The organism is Luteibacter aegosomatis, assembly GCF_023078455.1.
In the GTDB taxonomy this organism is placed as follows: Bacteria; Pseudomonadota; Gammaproteobacteria; order Xanthomonadales; family Rhodanobacteraceae; genus Luteibacter; species Luteibacter aegosomatis.
Genome location: NZ_CP095740.1, coordinates 471,504 through 493,112, shown reverse-complemented (window position 1 = coordinate 493,112; position 21,609 = coordinate 471,504). Strand labels below are relative to the sequence as shown.

Annotated in this window: 22 protein-coding genes; 13 read left to right on the top strand and 9 right to left on the bottom strand. The window is 67.1% G+C overall.

The window, feature by feature from the left end:
* Window positions 1-60: 60 nt before the first annotated feature.
* Both L2Y94_RS02155 and L2Y94_RS02150 read right to left on the bottom strand, forming a co-directional pair.
* On the bottom strand, window positions 61-1,254 hold the full coding sequence (locus tag L2Y94_RS02155; RefSeq protein ID WP_247372787.1) for a class I SAM-dependent methyltransferase: 1,194 nt from the start codon (window positions 1,252-1,254) through the stop codon (window positions 61-63).
* 124 nt (window positions 1,255-1,378) lie between these two features.
* A complete protein-coding gene (locus tag L2Y94_RS02150; RefSeq protein ID WP_247372786.1) occupies window positions 1,379-3,487 on the bottom strand; it encodes a TonB-dependent receptor in 2,109 nt (702 codons plus the stop codon).
* Between the two features lie 129 nt (window positions 3,488-3,616).
* On the opposite strand from L2Y94_RS02150, the gene L2Y94_RS02145 reads away from it, so the two are divergent.
* Window positions 3,617-4,633: a hypothetical protein gene (locus tag L2Y94_RS02145; RefSeq protein WP_247372784.1), complete on the top strand. Its 1,017-nt coding sequence runs from the start codon at window positions 3,617-3,619 to the stop codon at window positions 4,631-4,633.
* A gap of 52 nt (window positions 4,634-4,685) precedes the next feature.
* Entirely contained in the window at window positions 4,686-5,423 is a 738-nt protein-coding gene (locus L2Y94_RS02140) for a pteridine reductase (protein WP_247372782.1), read from the top strand.
* Window positions 5,424-5,474: 51 nt separating this feature from the next.
* Here L2Y94_RS02140 and L2Y94_RS02135 read toward each other — a convergent pair whose 3' ends face one another.
* The 6 genes from L2Y94_RS02135 to tsaD form a co-directional block, all read right to left on the bottom strand.
* A complete protein-coding gene (locus tag L2Y94_RS02135) occupies window positions 5,475-5,939 on the bottom strand; it encodes a hypothetical protein (protein WP_247372780.1) in 465 nt (154 codons plus the stop codon).
* A gap of 268 nt (window positions 5,940-6,207) precedes the next feature.
* On the bottom strand, window positions 6,208-7,062 hold the full coding sequence (locus tag L2Y94_RS02130) for a DUF6159 family protein (RefSeq protein WP_247372778.1): 855 nt from the start codon (window positions 7,060-7,062) through the stop codon (window positions 6,208-6,210).
* A gap of 140 nt (window positions 7,063-7,202) precedes the next feature.
* Window positions 7,203-7,736: a 2-amino-4-hydroxy-6-hydroxymethyldihydropteridine diphosphokinase gene (gene folK, locus L2Y94_RS02125; RefSeq protein ID WP_247372776.1), complete on the bottom strand. Its 534-nt coding sequence runs from the start codon at window positions 7,734-7,736 to the stop codon at window positions 7,203-7,205.
* Between the two features lies 1 nt (window position 7,737).
* The gene (locus tag L2Y94_RS02120; RefSeq protein WP_247372774.1) at window positions 7,738-8,994 is read right to left on the bottom strand and encodes a mechanosensitive ion channel family protein; all 1,257 of its coding nucleotides are present in this window, start codon (window positions 8,992-8,994) and stop codon (window positions 7,738-7,740) included.
* A complete protein-coding gene (gene folB, locus L2Y94_RS02115) occupies window positions 8,991-9,350 on the bottom strand; it encodes a dihydroneopterin aldolase (RefSeq protein ID WP_247372772.1) in 360 nt (119 codons plus the stop codon). Before folB ends, L2Y94_RS02120 begins: the two co-directional genes overlap by 4 nt.
* 110 nt (window positions 9,351-9,460) lie before the next feature.
* The gene (tsaD, locus tag L2Y94_RS02110) at window positions 9,461-10,513 is read right to left on the bottom strand and encodes a tRNA (adenosine(37)-N6)-threonylcarbamoyltransferase complex transferase subunit TsaD (RefSeq protein WP_247372770.1); all 1,053 of its coding nucleotides are present in this window, start codon (window positions 10,511-10,513) and stop codon (window positions 9,461-9,463) included.
* A 56-nt stretch (window positions 10,514-10,569) separates the two neighbouring features.
* Here tsaD and rpsU point away from each other — a divergent pair, with 56 nt between their 5' ends.
* The 5 genes from rpsU to L2Y94_RS02085 all read left to right on the top strand — a co-directional run bounded on the left by rpsU (window position 10,570) and on the right by L2Y94_RS02085 (window position 14,275).
* Window positions 10,570-10,785, top strand: coding sequence for a 30S ribosomal protein S21 (rpsU, locus tag L2Y94_RS02105; protein ID WP_029213735.1), 216 nt, complete (start codon window positions 10,570-10,572; stop codon window positions 10,783-10,785).
* Window positions 10,786-10,922: 137 nt separating this feature from the next.
* Window positions 10,923-11,366, top strand: coding sequence for a GatB/YqeY domain-containing protein (locus L2Y94_RS02100; RefSeq protein WP_247372768.1), 444 nt, complete (start codon window positions 10,923-10,925; stop codon window positions 11,364-11,366).
* 232 nt (window positions 11,367-11,598) lie between these two features.
* Window positions 11,599-11,772, top strand: a complete 174-nt coding sequence (locus tag L2Y94_RS02095) for a DUF1328 domain-containing protein (protein WP_247372766.1) — start codon at window positions 11,599-11,601, stop codon at window positions 11,770-11,772.
* 51 nt (window positions 11,773-11,823) lie between these two features.
* The gene (gene dnaG, locus L2Y94_RS02090; RefSeq protein WP_247372764.1) at window positions 11,824-13,569 is read left to right on the top strand and encodes a DNA primase; all 1,746 of its coding nucleotides are present in this window, start codon (window positions 11,824-11,826) and stop codon (window positions 13,567-13,569) included.
* A 91-nt stretch (window positions 13,570-13,660) separates the two neighbouring features.
* On the top strand, window positions 13,661-14,275 hold the full coding sequence (locus L2Y94_RS02085; protein ID WP_247372761.1) for a DedA family protein: 615 nt from the start codon (window positions 13,661-13,663) through the stop codon (window positions 14,273-14,275).
* Window positions 14,276-14,391: 116 nt separating this feature from the next.
* Here the strand turns inward: L2Y94_RS02085 and L2Y94_RS02080 are convergent, their stop codons facing one another.
* Entirely contained in the window at window positions 14,392-15,261 is an 870-nt protein-coding gene (locus L2Y94_RS02080) for a LysR substrate-binding domain-containing protein (protein ID WP_247372759.1), read from the bottom strand.
* A 104-nt stretch (window positions 15,262-15,365) separates the two neighbouring features.
* Between L2Y94_RS02080 and L2Y94_RS02075 the strand changes: the two genes are divergently transcribed.
* From L2Y94_RS02075 to L2Y94_RS02050, 6 genes are read left to right on the top strand one after another with little or no spacing between them, the layout of a single operon-like run.
* Entirely contained in the window at window positions 15,366-16,364 is a 999-nt protein-coding gene (locus L2Y94_RS02075; protein WP_247372757.1) for a 2-dehydro-3-deoxygalactonokinase, read from the top strand.
* A gap of 35 nt (window positions 16,365-16,399) precedes the next feature.
* Entirely contained in the window at window positions 16,400-17,389 is a 990-nt protein-coding gene (locus L2Y94_RS02070; protein WP_247372756.1) for an arabinose ABC transporter substrate-binding protein, read from the top strand.
* 2 nt (window positions 17,390-17,391) lie between these two features.
* A complete protein-coding gene (araG, locus tag L2Y94_RS02065) occupies window positions 17,392-18,924 on the top strand; it encodes an L-arabinose ABC transporter ATP-binding protein AraG (protein ID WP_247375076.1) in 1,533 nt (510 codons plus the stop codon).
* Window positions 18,921-19,925 (top strand): L-arabinose ABC transporter permease AraH, encoded by a 1,005-nt coding sequence (gene araH / locus L2Y94_RS02060; RefSeq protein ID WP_256452154.1) that lies wholly within the window; start codon window positions 18,921-18,923, stop codon window positions 19,923-19,925. Before araG ends, araH begins: the two co-directional genes overlap by 4 nt.
* On the top strand, window positions 19,925-20,803 hold the full coding sequence (locus L2Y94_RS02055; protein WP_247372754.1) for an SMP-30/gluconolactonase/LRE family protein: 879 nt from the start codon (window positions 19,925-19,927) through the stop codon (window positions 20,801-20,803). The genes araH and L2Y94_RS02055 overlap by 1 nt, the downstream gene beginning before the upstream one ends.
* Window positions 20,800-21,609, top strand: a complete 810-nt coding sequence (locus tag L2Y94_RS02050; RefSeq protein ID WP_247372752.1) for an SDR family oxidoreductase — start codon at window positions 20,800-20,802, stop codon at window positions 21,607-21,609. The genes L2Y94_RS02055 and L2Y94_RS02050 overlap by 4 nt, the downstream gene beginning before the upstream one ends.

The following is a 21,609-nucleotide window of genomic DNA, read 5'->3' as shown; positions in this document are numbered from 1 at the left end:
AGTAGCCACGCTGCTACCGAAGGGGTGGGAGCCGATCGCATCGGCGAATCCTACGAAGCGCTAAAGCCGGCTGCCCTGGTCCGCCGCCAGCACCGCCGCGGGCAATGCCGCCGGATCGATCCCGCGCGCGAACATCATCACCTGGAACCGCTCGCCCATCTGATCGGGCAGGGTCAGCTTCTTCACTTCCTGCGCCAGCCGATAGCGCACCAGCTCGTCGTCGGTCGCGAGGTAATCGTCCTCGAAGAACTCCTGCATGCCCGCGGCAAGCAGGAACTGCGCCTGCGTAAGGTAAGCCGCCACGCCGAAGCCCGCGCTGTTGCCCGCTTCGGCCAGCGCGGTGAAATCCACCGAGGCGGTGAGGTCCTGCAGGCCCGGCAGGAAGAACGCATCGCCATGGGTGCGATGGCGATAGAACGCCCTCAGCGTGCCGTCGTTGCGGTCGGGGTGGTAGAACTCGCCACGCGTGTACCCGTAGTCGGCGAAGATCATCGCGCCCTTGCGCAAGGTGCCCGCCACCGCCTGCATCCAGTACGGCAGCTGCGGCAGGATCTCGGTGCGGTAACCGGCGTCGAACTCGCGACCCAGGTCGCGCTCGACGTGGCGCACGGCACCGTTGACGAGCACGTCGGCGGGACGGTCGGTGCGATGGAAACGCCCCTCGCCGTCGAGCACCACGTATTCCTCGTACACCTCGCCCTCGCGCGTGGTGAACCGCGTGGTCGGCAGCGCGTCGATCACCTCGTTGGCGAACAGCACGCCTTCCCATTCCTCTTCCAGCGGCGCATCGAGCCAGATCACCCGCGAGGCGAGCTCGGGCGGCAGGTTCGCGAGGAGCCGTTCGCGCTGGCGCTGGCGCAGGTCGGCGCTGGGTTCGAGGATCATGAACCGTCGCGGTGCGCGTCCCGCCGCGTCCAGCGCGCCCAGCGCCGCCTCGGCGAAGGCTCCGCTGCCGCCACCCAGTTCGAGGAAGTCGGCATCCGGCCCCAGCGAAGCCAGCACGGGTTCGAAGGCGCGCACCACGCAACGGGCGAACAGCGAGCCCAGCTCGGGCGCGGTGACGAAGTCGCCCTCGGCGCCGAACTTGGTCTTGCCCGCGCTGTAGTAGCCCAGGCCCGGCGTATAGAGGCAGCGCTCCATGAAGCGCGAAAACGGCATCGGCCCGTGGGCCGCGATCTCCTCGCGCAGGAGGCCGGAAAGGTGATCGGAGTGGGCGCGCTCGTCGGCGCCGGGTTCGGGGAGGCGGTCGGTCATGCCGGTGAGGATACCCGATGTGCTTTCGTCGCCCGAATCGCGGACAGGGCCCGCTCCCACCCTCCGGTAGGAGAGCTTGCTACCGGAGGGTGGAGCGGACCCTGTCCGCGATTTGCGGTTTGCCTCAGAAATCCTGCTGCAACGACAGGAACACGCCGCGACGAGGCCCGAACTGCGGCGCACCCACGCCGATGCCCGAGCCGTCACGCAGTTCGTACGTACGATCCAGCGCATTCACAAGGGCCAGCTGCGCATGCGTGGCACCGGCCGACGTGAAGTGGAAATCGCGTCCCACGCTCAGGTTCAGCTGGAAGTAGTCCGGCATCGTATCGCCGTTGGGCACCGCGCCGTCGCGGCGCAGGCCCGAGCCATAGAGGTAGTCCGCGCCCACGCGCGTGGAATCGGCGAAGGTGTAGCCGATACCGCCCGACGAGGTGAATTTCTGATCGTGGTCGAGGTGAATGTAGTTGTTCGCGATGTAGGCGAGGTCGTCCGGATTGAAGTTGTACTGACTGGTGATGACCTTCTTGCCCACCGAGCGGTTGTACGCGAAGTTGAAGTACGCCGTGAGCGCGCCGCCGTCGTAGTTGACGGTGAACTCGGTGCCCTTGACGCGTCCCTGGTCGTAATTGAACGTGGAGTACACCAGCGCGGCGCCGAACTGGCCTTCGTCCTGGATGCGCGACACGCGGCGATAGTAGCTGTCGAGGCCGACCGTCCATGCCGAACCGATCTTCTGCGAAACGCCCACGTCGTAATAGCTGGAGCGCTCCGCCAGCGGCGTGTCGTTGCCGTCGTTCTGCAGGGCGTTGGTGGTGCCGTCGAACTTCGCGATCGAGGTCGGCGCGATCATCTCGCTGGCCGGCGGGGTGAAGTAGCGCGAATACCCGGCATGGATGGTGGTGCTATCGGTGGGCTGGTAGACCACGCCCAGGCGCGGACTGAGCTGGCTCTCGGGACGGAAGGCGTCGTAACGGTCGCCGCGCACGCCGTAGTTCACGGTCCACTTGTCGCCGATGCTCCACTCGTCCTGTACGTACAGCGCATAGGTACGCGCGAGCACGCGGCTGGCGTCGACGATGTTCAGCGGCACGGTGGAGGTCTGTGCGCCGGTGTCGTCGGCCGGGAACACCAGGGCGTTGTTGGAGGCGGTGGCGCGCTCGAACTCACCGTACAGGCCGTAGCGCAGCGTGTGGTTGTCGCCCAGCGGCGTGGAGAAGTCGGCCTGCAGGGTGGTGGCGCGATTCGAGCGGCGCACGTTCGACGCCACGCCGTTGAACATGAGGTCGCCGACGTCGTCGGGGGTGAAGTCCAGCCCGCTGTAGCGTTCGCCCGCCGATACCTGGTAGGCGGTATTTCCCATCTTGCCCTGCAGGCTGAGCACGCCGAAGCGGGTCCTTTCCTGCTGGCGCTCGTTCAACGTCGACGAATCGAAGTTGGTGACGTCGAGGTAGCCGAACTGCGGCTCCTGCCCGGGGTTGTTCGGGATCTGGAACCGGTTGTTCGTGGCGCCGAACATGAAGCTCAGGCGCGTATCGTTGTCGATCAGGTACGACACGTCGCCGAACACCTTAGCCTGGTTGGTGTGGTCGTGGATCGGCTTGCGGCTGGCGGTGGGATTCTCGATGCCGTTGTCGCTTTCCAGGTAATTGGCGGTGAGGAACCAGCTCCACGCGCCGCTGCGACCGAACAGCGAGGCGCTCGGGTTCACGGTGCCGAACTGGCCGCCGGTGATGCCCACGCTGCCGTTCACGCCGTCGGCCTTCGGGCTACGCGTGGTGATGTCGATGATGGCCGCGGTGCGGTCGCCGTACTGGGCGGGCAGCGCGCCGGTCAGCAGCTTCACGCTATCGATCGTGCGCGCGTCCAGCGTCTGGCCGAATCCACCGATGCTCTCGGGAATCAGCACGCCGTTGATGCGGTATTGCAGGTTGGCGTGGTCGCCGCGGACATGGAGCTGGCCGTAGGAGTCCTGCACCACGCCGGGCGCCTGGAGGATCACCTGGTTGAGCGGGGTCGCGTCGCCCAGCGGCAAGGCCTGGATGGTCTGCCGGTCCATGACGTACTGGCTGCTTCCCGTGTCGGGCGAAAGGCTGTTGCGTGCCTCGTCGAGGCGAGCGGTGACGTCCACCTCGCCGAGGTTCGTGGCTTTTTGCGGAGGCGCGTCGTCGGCGAAGGCGGGGGCCGTGGCAAGGGCAAGGGCGATGCATAGGGTGAGGCGGGCAGGAGTCATGGGGGCCTTTCGTAAAATGTTATAATGTTTCATTGCCAAGTCTCGGCGCCTTACCTTTCGACGCGCTTTCACGGCAGCGTTAAGGCCGATGCGGTATTCCTCACGCTCGATTCCACGACGGACCGCCCCATGCCCAAACGCGATGATTCTTCGACGTCCCGGGAAATCGTCCCGGTCAGCGGTGTCGAGCGCGGCGAAAGCGCCATCGCCACCGCCATCCTCGAATTCGTCAGCCGCATCCCCGACAGCGACGTGCCTCGCGCCGGCAAGGCCGACGCCGAAGAGACCAGCCGCCGCATCGCCAGTTCGGCGGCCAACAAGGCCGCGTTGACGGCCGGATCGCTCGCCCTGCCGCCCGGCCCGCTGGGATGGCTCACGGTGCTGCCCGAGCTGGTCGCCATCTGGCGCATCCAGGGCCAGATGGTGAGCGACATCGCCGCCGCCTACGGCAAGACGGCGCGGCTGGGGCGCGAGCAGATGCTGTGGTGCCTCTTTCGCCACACCGCCGCGCAGGCCTTTCGCGATGTCGCCATACGCGTGGGCGACCGCCTCGTCTTCCGCACGGCGGCCACGAGCGTCCTTCAGCGCGTCGCCGGGCGCATCGGCGTGAGCGTGTCCAAACGTGCCGTGGGCAAGGGCATCTCGCGCTGGTTGCCTGTGGTGGGGGCGCTGGGCGTGGGCGCCTACGCGTATTACGACACGGGACAGGTCGCGAAGACGGCGATGGAGCTTTTCAGCGGCGATTTCCATACCGACGATGGCGATCCGGACGGTTCCGGCAACCCCATCGCGGATACGACCCGCGCCCGTCCCTCCGCCAGGAAGGCTGCATCCAAGGCGGGTACCCAGGCGTCCACCACGAAGGCCGGCAGCACGGCAGCCAAGGGAGGGGCGAAGGCGACGCGCAGCAAAGCCGCGTCGAAGCCCGGCATCGCGGCAACCGCTGGCGGACGCCGAAAAGCCGCCTCCGAAGCCGGCATCGCGCCGGCTACCGGAGGGGTGGGAGCCGACCGTGTCGGCGACCCGAAGCCGAAGGCTTCGGCCCGAAAAGCGGTGAAGCGGTCGGCCGCGAAGAAACCCGCGCAGCGCAAGCCCACGAAAACCGCCACGAAGAAAACCGTCCGCAAACGCATCCGAACGACGTGACGCCCGCGCCGGTTTGCGGCAAGCTCTCGCGGCCACGACCAGGAAGCCACCCGTGAACCCATCACCCGTCGTCCTCGTCACCGGCGGCGCCCGCCGCGTCGGGCATGCCATCGTGCGCCACCTGCACGCCGCGGGTTGCACGATGGCCATTCATTACCGCCGTTCCGCCGACGAAGCCAACGCCCTCGCGCGCGAACTCAACGGCACGCGAACCGGAAGCGCGGCCACGTTCGCCGCCGCGCTCGAAAACGACGACGCCCTGCCCGCCCTGGTGTCCGGCGTCCTGGACACCTTCGGCCGCCTGGACGGCCTGGTCAACAACGCCTCCTCGTTCTATCCCACGCCCATCGGCACGGCCACCGCCGCGCAGTGGGACGACCTGTTCGCCACGAACGCACGCGCTCCGTTCTTCCTCGCCCAGGCCGCGGCACCCGCGCTGAAGGCGAGCAAGGGCGCCATCGTCAACCTCGTGGACATCTACGCCGAGCGCCCGCTCGCGCAACACCCGCTCTACTCCATGGCGAAGGCCGCATTGTGGATGCTTACGCAGGCGCTCGCCCGCGACCTCGCACCCGAGGTGCGCGTGAACGCCGTCGCACCCGGCGCCATCCTGTGGCCCGAATCGGGCAAATCCGAAGAAGCGGCGGAGGTCCTGATCGCGAAGACGCCGCTGGCTCGCAAGGGCGAGCCAGCGGATGTCGCAGAAGCCGTGCGCTGGCTCCTGCTCGATGCGACCTACACCACGGCACAGGTCATCCGCGTCGATGGCGGCCGGACCGTGACTATTTGAGTCCTGGTCCCGCCATGCCAGGGCGCCGATCACGTCGACTCATTTCGAACCTCAGGGCGATGGCGTCAGGCATTCCTTGTCCGCCGAGTTGGAGAGGTCGAACACGAACTCGACCTGCACGATCTTCCTCTTGAGCGGGGTACCGACGGAGTACCGGTGCTCGATCCTGAGTTCCGGCGTCGGCGAATGCCATTCACCATCCTGCCTCATGCTGTCGTCCGAATGGACAGTACTGGATCGCTCCTTACCCGACTCGTCGAACGTCTTGACGCGAAGGTTGACGTTAGCCTTGTTTCCGCCCGCCCAATCGCCTTTCTCGATCTTGTACTGCAGCACCTTGGCCGAAAGGTAATAGGTATTCGTCGTCAGCTCCAGCCGGGCCGTCCCGGTGGATGGCTTCTTGCCCGGTCCCGCCTCGAAATGGCACGAGACTACGACGTCCTCGGCAAAGGCGGGATGAGCCGCGGCCAGTCCGAACGCCGCAAGCAGATGGATCGATAGCTGTTTAAGTGACATGACACCCTCCTTGGTGCGTCTCCCGATCTCAGGAAACGACTGGCGAGCGTACGCCGAATGCCGTGGGCCGCCTATCCGGAGGATCGCGTGGATTCGGCACGTACTTCGCCGACGGCCGAAGGCGGAAGCGGAATCCCTCGACAAGCCATTCTCGCCGGAGCATCGCGTCGCCACGGAAGGGTCGCCGTAGCCCGCAAATGGCGGACCGAAAGAAAAAAAGACGGTGCCGAACCGGCACCGTCCATCGACCGCGACGAATCGCCCCGCCTCAGCGCTTCTGGCGGAACGCCGATTCGAGCAGGGCACGATCGAAGCCCTGCCCCGGGTCGCCGTGTTCGGCGTAACGATAGAGCGCGGCGGAATACACGCCGTGCATCGCGGTCTGGAACAAGCCGAGCGCGACGAGGGCGATCGTGCCCGCGGCGGCGACGGCCACCATCAGCGCCACCGATTGCGTGGAGGCCGCCGCGCCGAACAGGAGCAGGCTCACGGCGATGAGGCAGAACGTGAGTATGCCGCCGACGAAACCGATGCCGGCGTTGCCGATGACGTTCTCGCCCCATGTGTCCTTCAGCAGCGAGGCGCTGCGCTTGACGGCATCGATCGGACCGACGTCCTGCGCGGCGAGCACCGGCACCACGAGGAACGTGGCCAGCGTCCAGCCGAAACCGAGCAGGCCGGCGATGATCCGCCCGACGAAACCGACGCGTTCCTGGATGGCGCGCAGGATCATGCCGACGGTAGCCGAGATCAGCGCGTAACCGACGATCGTGGGCATCTTGCCCATGGCCGCGCGCATGCCGTCGCCGAGCGTGGGATTGCCGCCGTCCAGGCGGATGAGCGCCGCGGCGGCCAACGCGGTGTTGAAGAAGATCACCACCGTGTACTGCACGAAGTAAAAGAGGAAGGCCAGCAGCATGACCAGCGGCGGCATGGCGTGGTTGCGACCTTCCAGGGCGGCATGATGGTGCTTGATCGCCGTGAAGATCGGCCAGCCGAAGGTGGCGATGATCAACAGCGAGCAGATCCCGGCCAGCAGGGGAAAGAGCATCAGCTCCTTGTCCTGGCGGAGGATGTTGGCGCTGGCCTTCATCAAGGCCCAGCTGCGTGCGAACTTGCCCATGTCCTTCGAAGCTCCTCGGTAGCGGTGGCGGTGTTTTAGCACCCGGAGGCGAGGCTCGCCATAGGCCGGTTTTCCCCCGGAGCGCCAGCTTCGCGTGAATCGCGGACAGGGTCCGCTCCCACCCTTCGGTAGAGAGCCAACTACCGGAGGGTGGGAGCGGGCCCCGTCCGCGACGGGGCCACGGTCAAACTCATGGCTTCATCGACCGACAACGGCTCGCTACCGACGGGAAACGCATTCCACAGTTCCGCCATCGTCCGCCCATCCACCGGATGCCTCACCTCCGGCGCGATGTCCGCCATCGGCTTGAGCACGAAGGCGTGGCGAAGCTCGCCACGCGGCAGTTCCAGATGACCTTCCCCGCTCAACACCAGGTCGTCGTAAAGCACGATGTCCACGTCGAGCGTGCGGCTGGCGTAACGGTCGCCGCCGCGCACGCGGCCGTGACGGTCTTCGAGCGCGTGCAGCCAGTCGTTGAGTTCGAACGGATCGAGGTCGCTGTCCAGGCCCACGGCGAGGTTGAGGAAATCGGGACCGTCGAACCCCACGGCCGCGCTGCGATATACCGGCGAGACGTCGAGGCGGCCGAAGCGTTCACGCAGCTCGGCGACGGCGGCACCGAGCCAGCGCTCCGCGTCCATGTTGGAACCCAGGCTGAGGTAGGCGCGCCCCATGTCAGTGTTCCGCGGTTCGCAGGCCCACCAGTGCCTCGCGTACGTCGCCGCCCGAGGGCTGCTGGAAGGGGCGCAGGCCGAACTCGGGGAGGATCGCGATGAGGTGGTCGAAGATGTCGGCCTGGATGCGCTCGTAATCGAGCCAGACCACGGTGTTGGTAAAGCAGTAGATTTCCAGCGGGATGCCCTGCGCGCCGGGATCGCGCATGCGCACCATGCGGGTCATCCTGTCGTGCACGTCGGGATGCGCCGCGAGGTATGCCTCGGCATAGGCGCGGAACGCGCCGATGTTGGTCTGCCGGCGGCGGTTCACCGGCAGCTTGCCGGGCTCGCCCAGTGCTTCGTTCCAGCGGCGGATGTCCTCGCGCTTGCGCTCCAGGTATGCCTTGAGCAGGTACACCTGGCCGAAGCGTTCGATCTCCTCGTCTTCCAGGAAACGCACGCAGGCGGCGTCGACGAAGAGCTCGCGCTTGATCCGCCGACCGCCCGACTCGGACATGCCGCGCCAGTTCTGGAACGACTCGGCGATGAGTTTCCACGTGGGCACGGTGACGATGGTGCGGTCGAAGTTGCGTACCTTCACCGTGTGCAGGGTGATGTCGATGACGTCGCCGTCCACGCCGGCCGACGCCATGGTGATCCAGTCGCCCACGCGCAGCATGTCGTTGGTGCCGAGCTGGATGCCGGCCACGAAGCCGAGGATGGTATCCTTGAACACCAGCAGCAGCACGGCCGACATCGCGCCGATGCCCGACAGCAGCAGCCCGATGCTCTGGTGGGTGAGCTTGGTGATGACCAGCACCAGCGCCACGATCCATAGCGCCAGCTGCAACAGCTGCACCACGCCCTTGATGGAACGCTTGCCCGCCGGCGTGGCGCTGTAGAGCGATTCGAACGCGACCAGCGTACGTCCCAGCGAGCCGATGACGCAGACGATCATCCAGCACACGGCCAGGTTGCGCACGAGCACGGCCAGGGTATCGAGCGGTTCGAGCAGCTCGTCGATGCCGTAGTAGATGACGATCGCCGGCAGCATGCGCGCCAACCAGCGGAAGGCGCCATGTTCATAGAGCGCGTCGTCCCATCGCCAGGCGGTGTGCCGCGTGGCGACGCGGACAACGCGGTGCAGGAACAGGCGCCCCATGAGACCCACGAGCCAGGCCAGCAGGAACAGCCCCGCCACCAGCGCGACACGGCGCAGTTCGGGCGAGGCGATGAAACTCTCGACGACGGCCAACGAGGCCCTGGGATCGATCATTCCGGCTTCGTGCCCCGTTCGATGCGCACGCCCACGGCCCTGGCGCCGCGCACGGCACCCGGCTTGGACAGCTTCAGCCGCACCCAGCTCACGCCGAACTCCTCGCGCACGATGTCCGCGCAGCGCTCGGCCAGCGTTTCCACCAGGCCGAAGCTCGACGACTCCACGTAAGCCTGCAGGCGCTTGGAGATCGACTTGTAGTTGAGGGTGTGCTCGATGGCGTCGGTGGCCGCGGGCTTGCGGTTGTCGAACGCCATTTCCAGATCGAACGAAAGCGTCTGCCGGATGCGGCGTTCCCAGTCGTAGATGCCGATGACCGCGTCGATGCGCAGGTCTTCGATGAAGACGATGTCCATGGGGGATGCGGCTTTTGAAGAAGTGTTACAGGGTCGGTGACGGAGACGGTTTTCGCAAGCTCGGGGCATCCCTTGCCGCGCCTGAGCCGACGACCCCTGGAGAGAATCGATCAACCCGCCGCCTGCAGCGTCTCCAGGCTCCACCGCGGATGCACCTGGATCGTTTCGTCCTGCCCCTGCCCCGCCGCCAGGCGAATGGCACCGGCCAGCGCGATCATCGCGCCGTTGTCGGTGCAGAACTGCAGGCGCGGGAAATACACGCGGAAACCGTCGGCCGCGGCCGCCTGCGCCAGTTGTTCGCGCAGGCGCTTGTTGGCCCCCACGCCGCCGGCGATCACCAGTCGTTTCGCCCCCGCGGCCTCCAGCGCGCGGCGGCACTTGATCGCCAGCGTATCGACGATGGCCTCCTCGAAGGCCCGCGCGATGTCGGCACGGGTCTGCTCGGATTTGTCCGAGGCCTGCCAGGCCAGCAGCACCTGGGTCTTGAGGCCCGAGAAACTGAAGTCCAGCCCAGGCCGGTCGACCATGGGCCGCGAGAAGCGAAACGCGCCGGGCCGTCCCTGCTCGGCCAGCTTCGCCAGGGCCGGGCCGCCCGGATAAGGCAGCCCCATGAGCTTGGCCGTCTTATCGAAGGCCTCCCCCGCCGCGTCGTCGAGGGTATCGCCCAGGATGCGGTACTCGCCGATGGCCTTGACCTCGACCAGCATCGAGTGGCCGCCGGAGACCAGCAGGGCCACGAAGGGCGGCTCCGGCGGGTCGTCCTCCAGCAACGGCGCCAGCAGGTGGCCTTCCATGTGGTGCACGCCGATGGCCGGCACGCCCAGGGCCCAGGCCATGGCCCGCGCCGCCGCCGCGCCCACGAGCAGGGCACCGACCAGGCCGGGGCCGGCCGTGTAGGCTACGCCGCCAAGGTCGGCGGGCGTGAGCCCGGCCTCCTTCAGCGCCTCGCGAACCAGCGGCAGCAGCTTGCGGACGTGGTCGCGGCTGGCCAGTTCCGGCACCACTCCGCCGTATTCGGCGTGCAGGGCGATCTGGCTGAACAGCGCGTGCGAAAGCAGCCCGCGGCCGGGTTTTTCGGGATCCCAGCGGAGCAGGGCCACCCCCGTCTCGTCGCAGGAGGTTTCCACGCCGAGTACGGGCTTTGAAATTTTCGAATCGATCACGTTATAATCCACGGCTCACCCGGGTTCACGGGTCAGTTTAAACAAGTGGAGTTTCCATGCCGAGCGTTAAAGTCCGCGAGAACGAGCCGTTTGAGCTTGCCCTCCGTCGCTTCAAGCGTACGTGCGAAAAGGCTGGCGTTCTGGCCGAAACGCGCAAGCGCGAATTTTACGAAAAGCCGACCCAGGAGCGTAAGCGCAAGCGCGCTGCTGCGGTGAAGCGTCACCTGCGCCGTCTGTCCCGCGACACGACGCGCCGGACCCGCATGTACTGATTGCCTCCCCGGCCGTCGCGGCCGGGTGATGGATCCGCGGCTGGCGCGTTCGCCCGCTGCCGCCGCAATCAGGCGGAAAACCCAGCCGGCTTCGCCGAAAGGCGAAGCCGGCTTTTCGTCGTCCCGGAGATAACATCATGACTCTCAAGGCAAAGATTAAAGACGACATGATCGCCGCCATGAAGGGCGGCGAGAAAGATCGCCTGGCCGTGATTCGCCTCATGCAGGCGGCCATCAAGCAGCGCGAAGTCGACGAGCGGATCGAACTGGACGATACCCAGGTGCTGGCCGTGCTCGAAAAGATGCAGAAGCAGCGCCGCGACTCGATCGAACAGTACGACAAGGCGGGCCGCACCGAGCTGGCCGACGCCGAGCGCTACGAGATGGGCGTGATCGACGGCTACCTGCCGGCGAAGCTGTCCGACGAGGAACTGGACGGCATCATCGCCGCCGCCATCGCCGAGACCGGCGCCAGCTCGGCCCGCGACATGGGCAAGGTGGTGGCCCTGGTGAAGGAAAAGGCCGCCGGGCGCGCGGACATGGGCGCGGTGGCCGGGAAGGTGAAGGCCCGTTTGGGCTGATGGTGTTTCGGCCGCCCCTATCGCGGACAGGGTCCGCTCCCACCCTTCGGTAGAAGGGTTCCTACCGAAGGGTGGGAGCGGACCCTGTCCGCGATGGGGCTTGGCAACCCTATCGACTTCGACACGGGCCTTTTCGCGCCCCGGTCTTTCACAATCGCCCCACGTCCCCCGCCGCATCCTTCGCCCGCGACTGGGGAGCGGTTCCTCCGGCGCCATCCTCGGAGAACCCCCCATGCTCAAGTACGCCATCATCTTCGGCCTCATCGCGCTCGTGACCGGCGCGCTCGGCTTCAGCCGGATCTCGGGCTTCGCCGCGACGATCGCCAAGATCTGCTTCGCGATCTTCCTGATCCTCTTCATCATCGCCATCCTGGCCGTGATCGGCGTGTTCAAACTGGCTTTCTAAGCCTGCGTCAAGCTCCATACGGGAGCGGATGCGTGGCATCCTAGGCGTTGCATGCGCGGCCGTATCCCCGACAACTTCATCGATGAACTGCTCACTCGCGTCGACATCGTCGACGTGATCGAGCGGCGCGTGCCGTTGAAGAAGGCCGGTCGCGAGTGGACGGCCTGCTGCCCGTTCCACAACGAACGCTCGCCGTCGTTCTACGTGAGCCCGCAGAAGCAGTTCTTCCACTGCTTCGGCTGCGGTGCCCACGGCAGCGCCATCAAGTTCCTGATGGACTACGACCGCCTGGAATTTCCCGACGCCATCGAGGAACTGGCCCAGTCCGTCGGTCTCAAGGTGCCCTACGAAGGCGGCCGCGACGACAAGCCCCGCGAAGACCGCAGCGACCTCTACACGCTGCTCGACGAGGCCGCCTCGTTCTACCAGCGCGAACTGGGCGGCAGCGACGAGGCGAAGGCCTACGTGAAGCGCCGTGGCCTCGACGAAGACACCATGAAGCGCTTCCGCATCGGCTGGGCGCCCGCGGGCTTCGACGGCGTGCTCAAGGCGCTGGGTACCAGCGACCGCCGCCGCCAGTTGCTCAACGAGGCCGGCATGGTCGCCAGCAACGAGCGCGGCAACCGCTACGACCGCTTCCGCGAGCGGGTGATGTTTCCCATCCTCGACCGCCGCGGCCGGGTGATCGCCTTCGGCGGCCGCGTACTGTCGTCCGACCAGGGCCCGAAATACCTCAATTCCCCCGAGACACCGCTGTTCCACAAGGGCCGGGAGCTGTTCGCCCTGTGGCAGGTGAAGCAGGCCCATACCCATCTCACGCGGATCATGGTCGTGGAGGGCTACATGGACGTCATCGCCCTGCACCAGGCGGGCCTGCCCATCGCGGTGGCCACCCTGGGCACGGCCACCACGCCCGAACACGCCGAAGTGCTCTTCCGCGCCGCGCCCGACGTGTATTTCTGCTTCGACGGCGACCGCGCCGGCCGCCAGGCGGCCTGGCGCGCGCTGGAGTCGATCCTGCCGCGCATGCGCGACGGCCGCCAGGCGCACTTCCTGTTCCTCCCGGACGGCGAAGACCCCGACACCCTGGTGCGCAAGGAAGGCAAGGAGGGCTTCGAGAAGCGCATGGCCGAGGCGATGCCGATGTCCGAATACTTCTTCGAGGAGCTCGCCCGCGACGTCGACGTGACCCGCCTCGACGGCCGCGCGCGCCTCGCCGAGCGCGCTCGCCCGCTGATCGCCCGCCTGCCCGACGGCGCTTTCCGCGACCTCATGGCCCAGGAGCTGCAACGCCGCACGGGCGCGCAAGCGGTACTTGAACCCGAGTCGGCACCCCGGCAGGCCGCCGCACCGGCACGCGGCGGCAACGTGCAGCGCAGCCTCGTGCGTAGCGCCATCACGCTGCTGCTGGCCCAGCCCGCGCTCGCCGACGAGGTGGAGCCGCCCTACGCGTTCCTGCGCCTGGACCGCCCAGGCGTGACGCTTCTCGCCGAACTGATCGACATCGCCCGCAGCCGCCCGGGGATCAACCCGGCCGTGCTGGTGGAAGCGTTCATGGATCGCCCGGAATACCCGTCGCTGCAGAAGCTGATGCAGGCCGAGATCGTGGGCGAGGCCGACATGCAGCGGGTGGAATTCTTCGACGCCCTGGCGCAGATGGAGCGACAGGCCGCGTCACAGCGCCGCGAATACCTGATAGGCCGTCATCGCGAAGGCATTCTCGAGGATGCCGAGAAGGCCGAATTGCGCGCGCTGCTGGCGGCGCTCGCCGCGCCGGCACCGATGGAGGGCCGATGATGCCGCACGGCACGCACCAGGGGCGATCCGTGGGATCATCCCCCTCCTGTTCTACGATGGAACCGGCCCCAGCCGGACTGATGCATCGCTGATGGATATCCTCAACAGCCTCGTCGACGTTTTTGGACGCAACGGCTATATCGCCGTGTTCATCGCGTTGATGCTCTGCGGCGCCGGCATCCCCCTGCCCGAAGACCTGACCCTCGTCGCGGGCGGCATCATCACCGGGCTGGGCTACGGCGACGTGCACACGATGGTCGGCGTGGGCATGGCCGGCGTGCTGGTCGGCGATTCCACGATGTTCCTGCTGGGCCGCCATTTCGGCGGGCGCATCATGCGCTGGCCGCTGGTGGCCCGTCTGCTCACGCCCGAGCGCTACGCCAAGGTGCAGGAGAAGTTCGAGCGCTACGGCAACCGCCTGATGTTCGTGGCCCGTTTCCTGCCCGGCATGCGCACCGCCGTGTTCATCACCGCCGGTGCCACGCATCGCGTGGGTTTCTTCCGCTTCCTGCTGCTCGACGGGATGGCCGCCGCCATCAGCGTGCCGATCTGGGTGTACCTGGGTTACTTCGGGGCGCACAACCACGAATGGCTGACGATGTGGATCCATCGCGGGCAGACGGGGCTGTGGCTGGCCATCGCCGCGGCCATCGCGGTGGTGGGCGTGATCTGGTGGCGGAAGCGCAAGACCGCGCGGGATTGCTGATCGGGCGCCCGGCGAGAACCGATTTCATCGCGCAGGGACGACGTAGGGTGATTTACCTCATTCCCACATACGCGGGAATCCAGCGCCTTACCACCTGAAAGAGCCACGGCACATCGCTACGGGCGTGCGCCAAGCTCCCCGACCAACCACTCCCTGAACACCGCCGTCTCCTCCCGCGACTCCGCCTCCCGCGACACGGCGAGGTAATAGGTGTGCTGCAACGGCACCTCGATGTCGAAGGGCTCGGCCAGCCGCCCCGCGGCGAGGTCGTACGCCACCAGCAGCTCCTGCGCCAGCGCCACGCCCTGGCCCTCGATGGCCGCCTGCAACATCATCGTGGCGTCGCCGAACCCCATCTCCCGCGACACCGCTCCGGGTTCGACGCCGGCGCGCTCGAACCATTGGTCCCAACTCGCCGACGCGGCCGACCGGCGGCTCGCCCGCTCGTGCAGCAGCATCTGGCTGGCGAGGTCGCCCGGCGACGCGATGCGTCCGGCAAGCGCGGGCGAACACACGGGCACGTAGCCGGTCGCCACGAGAATCGTCGCGCCTTCGATCAGGCGGTCGTCGATGGAAAGATCCCAACGGGCATCTTCGCCGACGTCGGTCACCACCTCGACGGCGACGTCCGGGTGCCTGGCGAGGAAGCGGAACAGCCTCGGCACGAGCCATTTCGTACCGAACGCGGGTGGCACCGCCACGCGCAACGAGGCCGGCCGCTGGTCGAGAACCTGGTCCGTGGCATGTTGCAGTGCACGAAACGCGTCGCGAACACGGGGAAAATAATTCTCGCCGGCCGGCGTGAGCGAAAGTCGATTGTTGCTTCGCACAAAAAGCGGCGTGCCGAGGTACGACTCCAGCAACTTCACTTGGGCACTGACCGCGGCGGCCGTCAGCGACAGTTCTTCCCCCGCCTTGGTAAAGCTCAAATGCTGCGCCGCAAGCTCGAACACACGCACGGCGTTGAGGGGGAGCGAGCGCTTCATCGAGAGGTCTTCAAGAAAATTTTGGGGAAAGCCCGAAGAAATTCTAGTTTGCCTGTCTCCGCCGGTGCCGCCAAGAATCCGGGGCGCTTTCGAACGGACATTCGATGAACATCGTCACCATCGACACCGGTACCACCAACACCCGCGTCAGCGTCTGGCGCGACGGCGAGGTCGTCGGCCAAGCCGCCGCCCAGGTCGGCGTGCGCGATACCGCCATCACCGGCAGCTCGACGAAGCTCGAGGACGGCGTCCGCGAGACCATCGCGTCGGCGATCGCCGATGCCGGACTGGAGCGGAACGACATCGGCCGCGTGCTCGCCTCGGGCATGATCACCTCCAACATGGGCCTGTGCGAGATTCCGCACATCCCCGCTCCCGCGGGCATCGACGACCTGGCGAAGGCCATGCGCGAGTCGCTGGTGGAGAACGTATGGCACCAGCCGATCTGGTTCGTGCCCGGCGTTCGCAATCCCGTGGAACACATCGGCCTGCACAACTGCGAGGCGATGGACATGATGCGCGGCGAGGAGACCGAATCGTTCGCGCTCATCGAACGCCTGGGCATCGTCGAACCCACCGTGATCGTGTTGCCCGGCTCGCATTCGAAGTTCGTCAGCATCGACGCCCACCAGCGCATCGACGGCTGCGTGACCACGCTGGCCGGCGAACTGCTCCAGGTGATCTCGCACGACACCATCCTGGCCGGCTCACTCAAGGAAGGCTTCGCCAGGCGCGTAGACCCCGAAATGCTGCTGGCCGGCGCGGCGGAGTCGAAAAAGATCGGCCTGGGCCGCGCCTGCTTCAGCGTGCGCATCCTCGACCAGTTCGCCGTCTACGACGCCAACGCGCGCGCCAACTTCCTGCTCGGCGCGGTGCTAGGCTCCGACTTGCTCACGCTGAAGAATTCCAGCGCCATCCGCATGAGCCCCGGCACCCGCTTCGTCATCAGCGGCAAGCCGGTACTTCGCGACGCCATCGCCCGCCTCGTGGAGGGCGACGATTTCTTCTCCGGCACCGTCACGGTGCTGGACGACGACGAACAGCGCGACCTCGCGGGATACGGCGCCATCGCCGTCGCCCGCCACCGTGGCTTGATCGACTAGCCCACCCTTCGAACACGCGACACGAGGAACATCGCATGAAGATGAAAATCGCCCTTGGCCTCACGGCACTCGCCCTCGCGATCGGTCTGTCGGCCTGCTCGTCCGGCGGCAACGAACAGGTGAAGATCGGTTTCGTGGTGAAGCAGCCCGAAGAACCCTGGTTCCAGGACGAATGGAAGTACGCCGAGCAGGCGGCGAAGGAAAAGGGCTTCACCCTGGTGAAGATCGGCGCGCCCGACGGCGGCCAGGTGCTCACCGCCATCGACAACCTGAAGTCGCAGCATGCCCAGGGCTTCGTCATCTGCACGCCCGACGTGAAGCTCGGCCCTTCCATCGTCGCCAAGGCGAAGGCCGATGGCCTGAAGCTGATGACCGTGGACGACCGCCTCGTCGACGGCTCCGGCAACCCGATCGAATCGGTGCCGCACATGGGCATCTCCGCCTCGAAGATCGGCGAACAGGTGGGCCAGGCCATCGCCGACGAAATGAAGAAGCGCGGCTGGAAGCCGGAGGAAACCGGCGCGCTGCGCATCGCCTACGACCAGCTGCCGACGGCGAAGGAGCGCACCGACGGCGCCGTCGCCGCGCTGACCGCCGCGGGCTTTCCCAAGGAAAACGTGGTCAACGCGCCGGAAGCCAAGACCGATACGGAGAACGCCTTCAACGCGGCCAACATCGCGATCACGCAGAACCCCAAGTACAAGCACTGGGTGGCGTTCGGCCTGAACGACGAGGCCGTGCTCGGCGCCGTGCGCGCCGCCGAGGGTCGCGGCTTCCGCACCGACGACATGATCGGCGTAGGCATCGGCGGCAGCCGTTCGGCGCTCAACGAGTTCGACAAGCCCGAGCCCACCGGCTTCTTCGGCAGCGTGCTGATCAGCCCCAAGCGCCACGGCTACGAAACCTCGGTGAACATGTACGAGTGGATCAAGAACGACAAGGCGCCGCCGGCGCTGACGCTGACCACGGGCAAGCTCATCACCAAGGCCAACTCGGCCGAAGTGCGCAAGGACATGGGGCTTTGACGATGGGTAGCGCGCCGCGCCTGGAATTCCGCCACATCGGGAAGAGCTTCCCGGGCGTGCGCGCGCTCGCCGACGTCGGCTTCAGCGTGCGCGCCGGCAGCGTGCATGGCCTGCTCGGCGAAAACGGCGCGGGCAAGTCCACCATGATGAAGATCCTCGGCGGGGAATACGTACCCGACGAGGGCGAGGTCGCCATCGACGGCCAGGCCATGGCCTTCCGCAAGGCCGCCGACGCCATCGCCGCCGGCGTGGCGGTGATCCACCAGGAGCTCCAGTACGTGCCGGAGCTGTCGGTGATGGAAAACCTGCTGCTCGGCCGCCTGCCCACGCGCATGGGCCTGGTCGACCGCCGGCGTGCGCTGGCCTACGTGAAGGAACGCCTCGACGCCCTCGGCGTCGACCTCGATCCGCGGGCGAAGCTCAAGCAGTTGTCCATCGGCCAGCGGCAGATGGTGGAGATCGTCAAGGCGATCCTGCGCGACGCCAAGATCCTCGCCCTGGACGAACCCACCAGTTCGCTCTCGCACCGCGAAACCGACGTGCTGTTCCGCCTCGTGCGCGACCTGCGCGCGCAGGGCAAGGCGATGATCTACATCTCGCACCGCCTCGACGAGATCTTCGAGCTGTGCGACGCCGCCACGATCTTTCGCGACGGCCGCAAGGTGGCCGATTTCGACACGCTCGAAGGCGTGTCGCGCAACACCCTCGTGCAACGCATGGTCGGCCGCGACATCGGCGACATCTGGGGCTACAAGCCGCGCGAGCACGGCGGGGTGCGCCTCTCGGTGAAAGGCATCACCAGTCGCATCGTTCCCCAGCCGGTGAGCTTCGACGTGCGCGCGGGCGAGATCGTGGGCTTCTTCGGGCTGGTCGGCGCCGGCCGTTCGGAAGTCATGCGCGCCGTCTACGGCGCCGACAAGCGCATGTCGGGCGAGGTGGACATCGACGGCCGCACGGTGAAGGCCGGGCACATCCGCGACGCCATCCGCCAGGGCCTGGTGTTCTGCCCGGAAGACCGCAAGGAAGAAGGCATCATCGGCGTGCGCTCGGTGGCCGAGAACATCAACATCAGCGCGCGTCGCAACCACCTCTCCGCCGGCCTGTTCGTCAACGACCGCGTGGAAGCGCAGACGGCCGACCACTACATCGACCGCCTGCGCATCCGCACGCCCAACCGCCGCCAGGAGATCCGCCTGTTGTCGGGCGGCAACCAGCAGAAGGCCGTGCTGTCGCGCTGGCTGGCCGAGAAGGACCTTCGCGTGCTCATCGTCGACGAGCCCACCCGCGGCATCGACGTGGGCGCGAAGAACGAAATCTACAACGTGCTCTACGAACTGGCCGCCCGCGGCGTGGCCGTGGTGATGATCTCCAGCGAGCTGCCGGAAGTGCTCGGCGTTTCCGACCGGGTGATCGCCATGTCCCGTGGCCGCATCGTCGCCCAGTTCGCCCGTGGCGAAGCGACCGAGGCGAACGTCCTCGCCGCCGCTCTCCCCGAAGGCGCTGCCTCACCTACGTTAAGCCAGGTAACCCCATGACCGAATCCAACGCCGCCGCCGCCATCGGCGCCACCCCCGACACGCCGGCCGTGCGTCGCCGCGCCATGTTCTGGCAGATGGTGGACGACTACAGCCTGATCCTGATCTTCGTGGTGCTGTTCGCCGTGCTGAGCCTGACGGTGCAGTACTTCTTCTCGTGGGACAACATGGTCGGCCTGCTGCTGTCCGTGTCGCAGATCGGCATGGTCTCGTGCACCATGATGTTCTGCCTCGCCTCGCGCGACTTCGACCTCTCGGTCGGTTCCACGGTGGCCTTCGCCGGCGTGTTCTGCGCCATCGTCGCCAATGCCACGGGCAGCGTCGCCGTCGGCGTGATCGCGGCGTTGATCGCCGGCGGCCTCGTCGGCTTCGTCAACGGCGCGGTCATCGCCAAGCTGAAGATCAATGCGCTGATCACCACCCTCGCCACCATGGAAATCGTGCGCGGCCTGGCCTTCATCAGCTCGCAGGGCCAGGCGGTGGGCGTCACCAACGACGCCTTCTTCACCCTCGGCAGCGCCTCGCTGGCCGGCCTGCCGGTGCCGGTGTGGGTCACCCTGGCCTGCTTCGCGGTGTTCGGCGTGCTGCTCAACAAGACCATCTACGGCCGCAACACCCTGGCCATCGGCGGCAATCCGGACGCCGCGCGCCTGGCCGGCGTGTCGGTGGATCGCGTGCGCATCGCCATCTTCCTCATCCAGGGCCTCGTCGCCGCACTGGCGGGCATCATCCTCGCCTCGCGCATGACCAGCGGCCAGCCGAACGCGGGCGAGGGCTTCGAGCTCAACGTGATCTCGGCCTGCGTGCTCGGCGGCGTGTCGCTGATGGGCGGCCGCGCGACGATCAGCGGCGTGATCGTTGGCGTTCTCATCATGGGCACCGTGCAGAATGCGATGAGCCTCATGAACATCGATGCCTTCTACCAGTACCTCGTGCGCGGCACGATCCTCCTGATCGCCGTGCTCGTCGACCAGCTCAAGAACCGCAGGCAGGCCCGCTGATGACCGACTTCAAGCCGCTGTCCGAGCAGCGCCAGGCGCACGCCGAGGGCGTGATCTGGGACGATCTCATGGGCCTGGTCCGCTGGACCGACATCGCCACGTCCACGCTGTTCGCCTACGACCCGGGCACGGGCCGCGTCACCGGGAACACCCTGCCCGCGCGACTGTGCTGCTTCGCCCTCACCCACGACCCGGGCGTGCTCCTTCTCGCCCTGGAGAAGCAGGTGGCACGCTACGACACGCGCGACGAAACGTTGCACGTCCTCGCCGACATCGAGCCCGACCTCGTCGGCATGCGGGCCAACGACGGCCGTTGCGACCGTGGCGGCAACTTCGTCTTCGGCACGCTCAACGAGCGCGGCCCGGAGAAGACCGCCTCGTTCTGGCGCTACACGCACGACGGCAACCTGCACCGCCTCGCGCTGCCCAAGGCCGCCATCACCAACAGCATCTGTTTCAGCCCCGACGGCGAAACGATGTACTTCACCGACTCGCCCACGGCGCAGATCATGGCCTGCGATTACGACGCCGCGACCGGCGAGGTGGACCGCATCCGCGTCTTCGCCGAACTGGCCAAAGGTCTCGAACCCGACGGTTCCACCGTCGATGCCGACGGCTTCCTCTGGAACACCGAGTGGGGCGGCTCGCGCGTCACGCGCTATTCGCCCGACGGTCGCGTGGACGCCACGATCGACCTGCCCGCGAAGCAACCCAGCTGCGTGAGCTTCGCCGGACCCGGGCTCGACCGCATGGTGGTCACCTCGGCCCACCTCGGCATGGCGTCGCCCGGCCCGTTCGACGGCGCGATCTTCATCGGTACGCCCCCGCGCGGGCGCGGCCTTGCCGAAGCCCGCTACGGCCACGAGGTGCGCACGTGAGCGCGATCGCCCAGGCCGATCCCCGCACCGTCCCGCTGCCGCGCCTGGCCGGCAAGGTGGCCGTCGTCACCGGCGCCACGCAGGGCATCGGCGCGGCCACGGCGAAGCTGTTCGCCGCCCACGGCGCGGCCGTGGTGCTCAACGTGCTCAAGGACGACGCGCAGGCGCGCCGCACGCTGGACGAGCTGGACACCGACCGGTCGATGCTGTTCGAAGCGGACGTCACCGACCCGTCCGCCATCCAGCGCATGGTCGACGCCGCCACGGAGCGCTTCGGCGCGCCCGACGTGCTCGTCAACAACGCCGGCATCAACGTGTTCAACGAGCCGCTGTCGCTCACCGACGAGGAATGGACGCGCTGCTTCGAGGTGGACCTCAAGGGCGCCTGGAACTGCGCCAAGGCCGTCCTGCCGGGCATGTTGAAGCTCGGTCGTGGCAGTATCGTCAACATCGCCTCGGTCCACGGACACAAGATCATTCCGCACTGCTTCCCCTATCCCGTCGCCAAGCACGGCCTCATCGGCCTGACCAAGGCGCTGGGCATCGAGTACGCCGCGCACAACATCCGGGTGAACTCGATCTCGCCGGGCCTGGTGCTCACCGCCATCGCCGAGGCCGGCTTCGCCGCCGCGCCCGATCCCGAGGCCGAGCGCCGCAAGCAGACCGAGATCCTGCCCAACAAGCGCATCGGCGAGCCCGTGGAAATCGCCTATACGGCGCTGTTCCTCGCCTCGGACGAAGCCCGTTACATCAATGCCTCCGACATCCGCATCGACGGCGGACGTTCGCAGCTCTACCACGAGTGA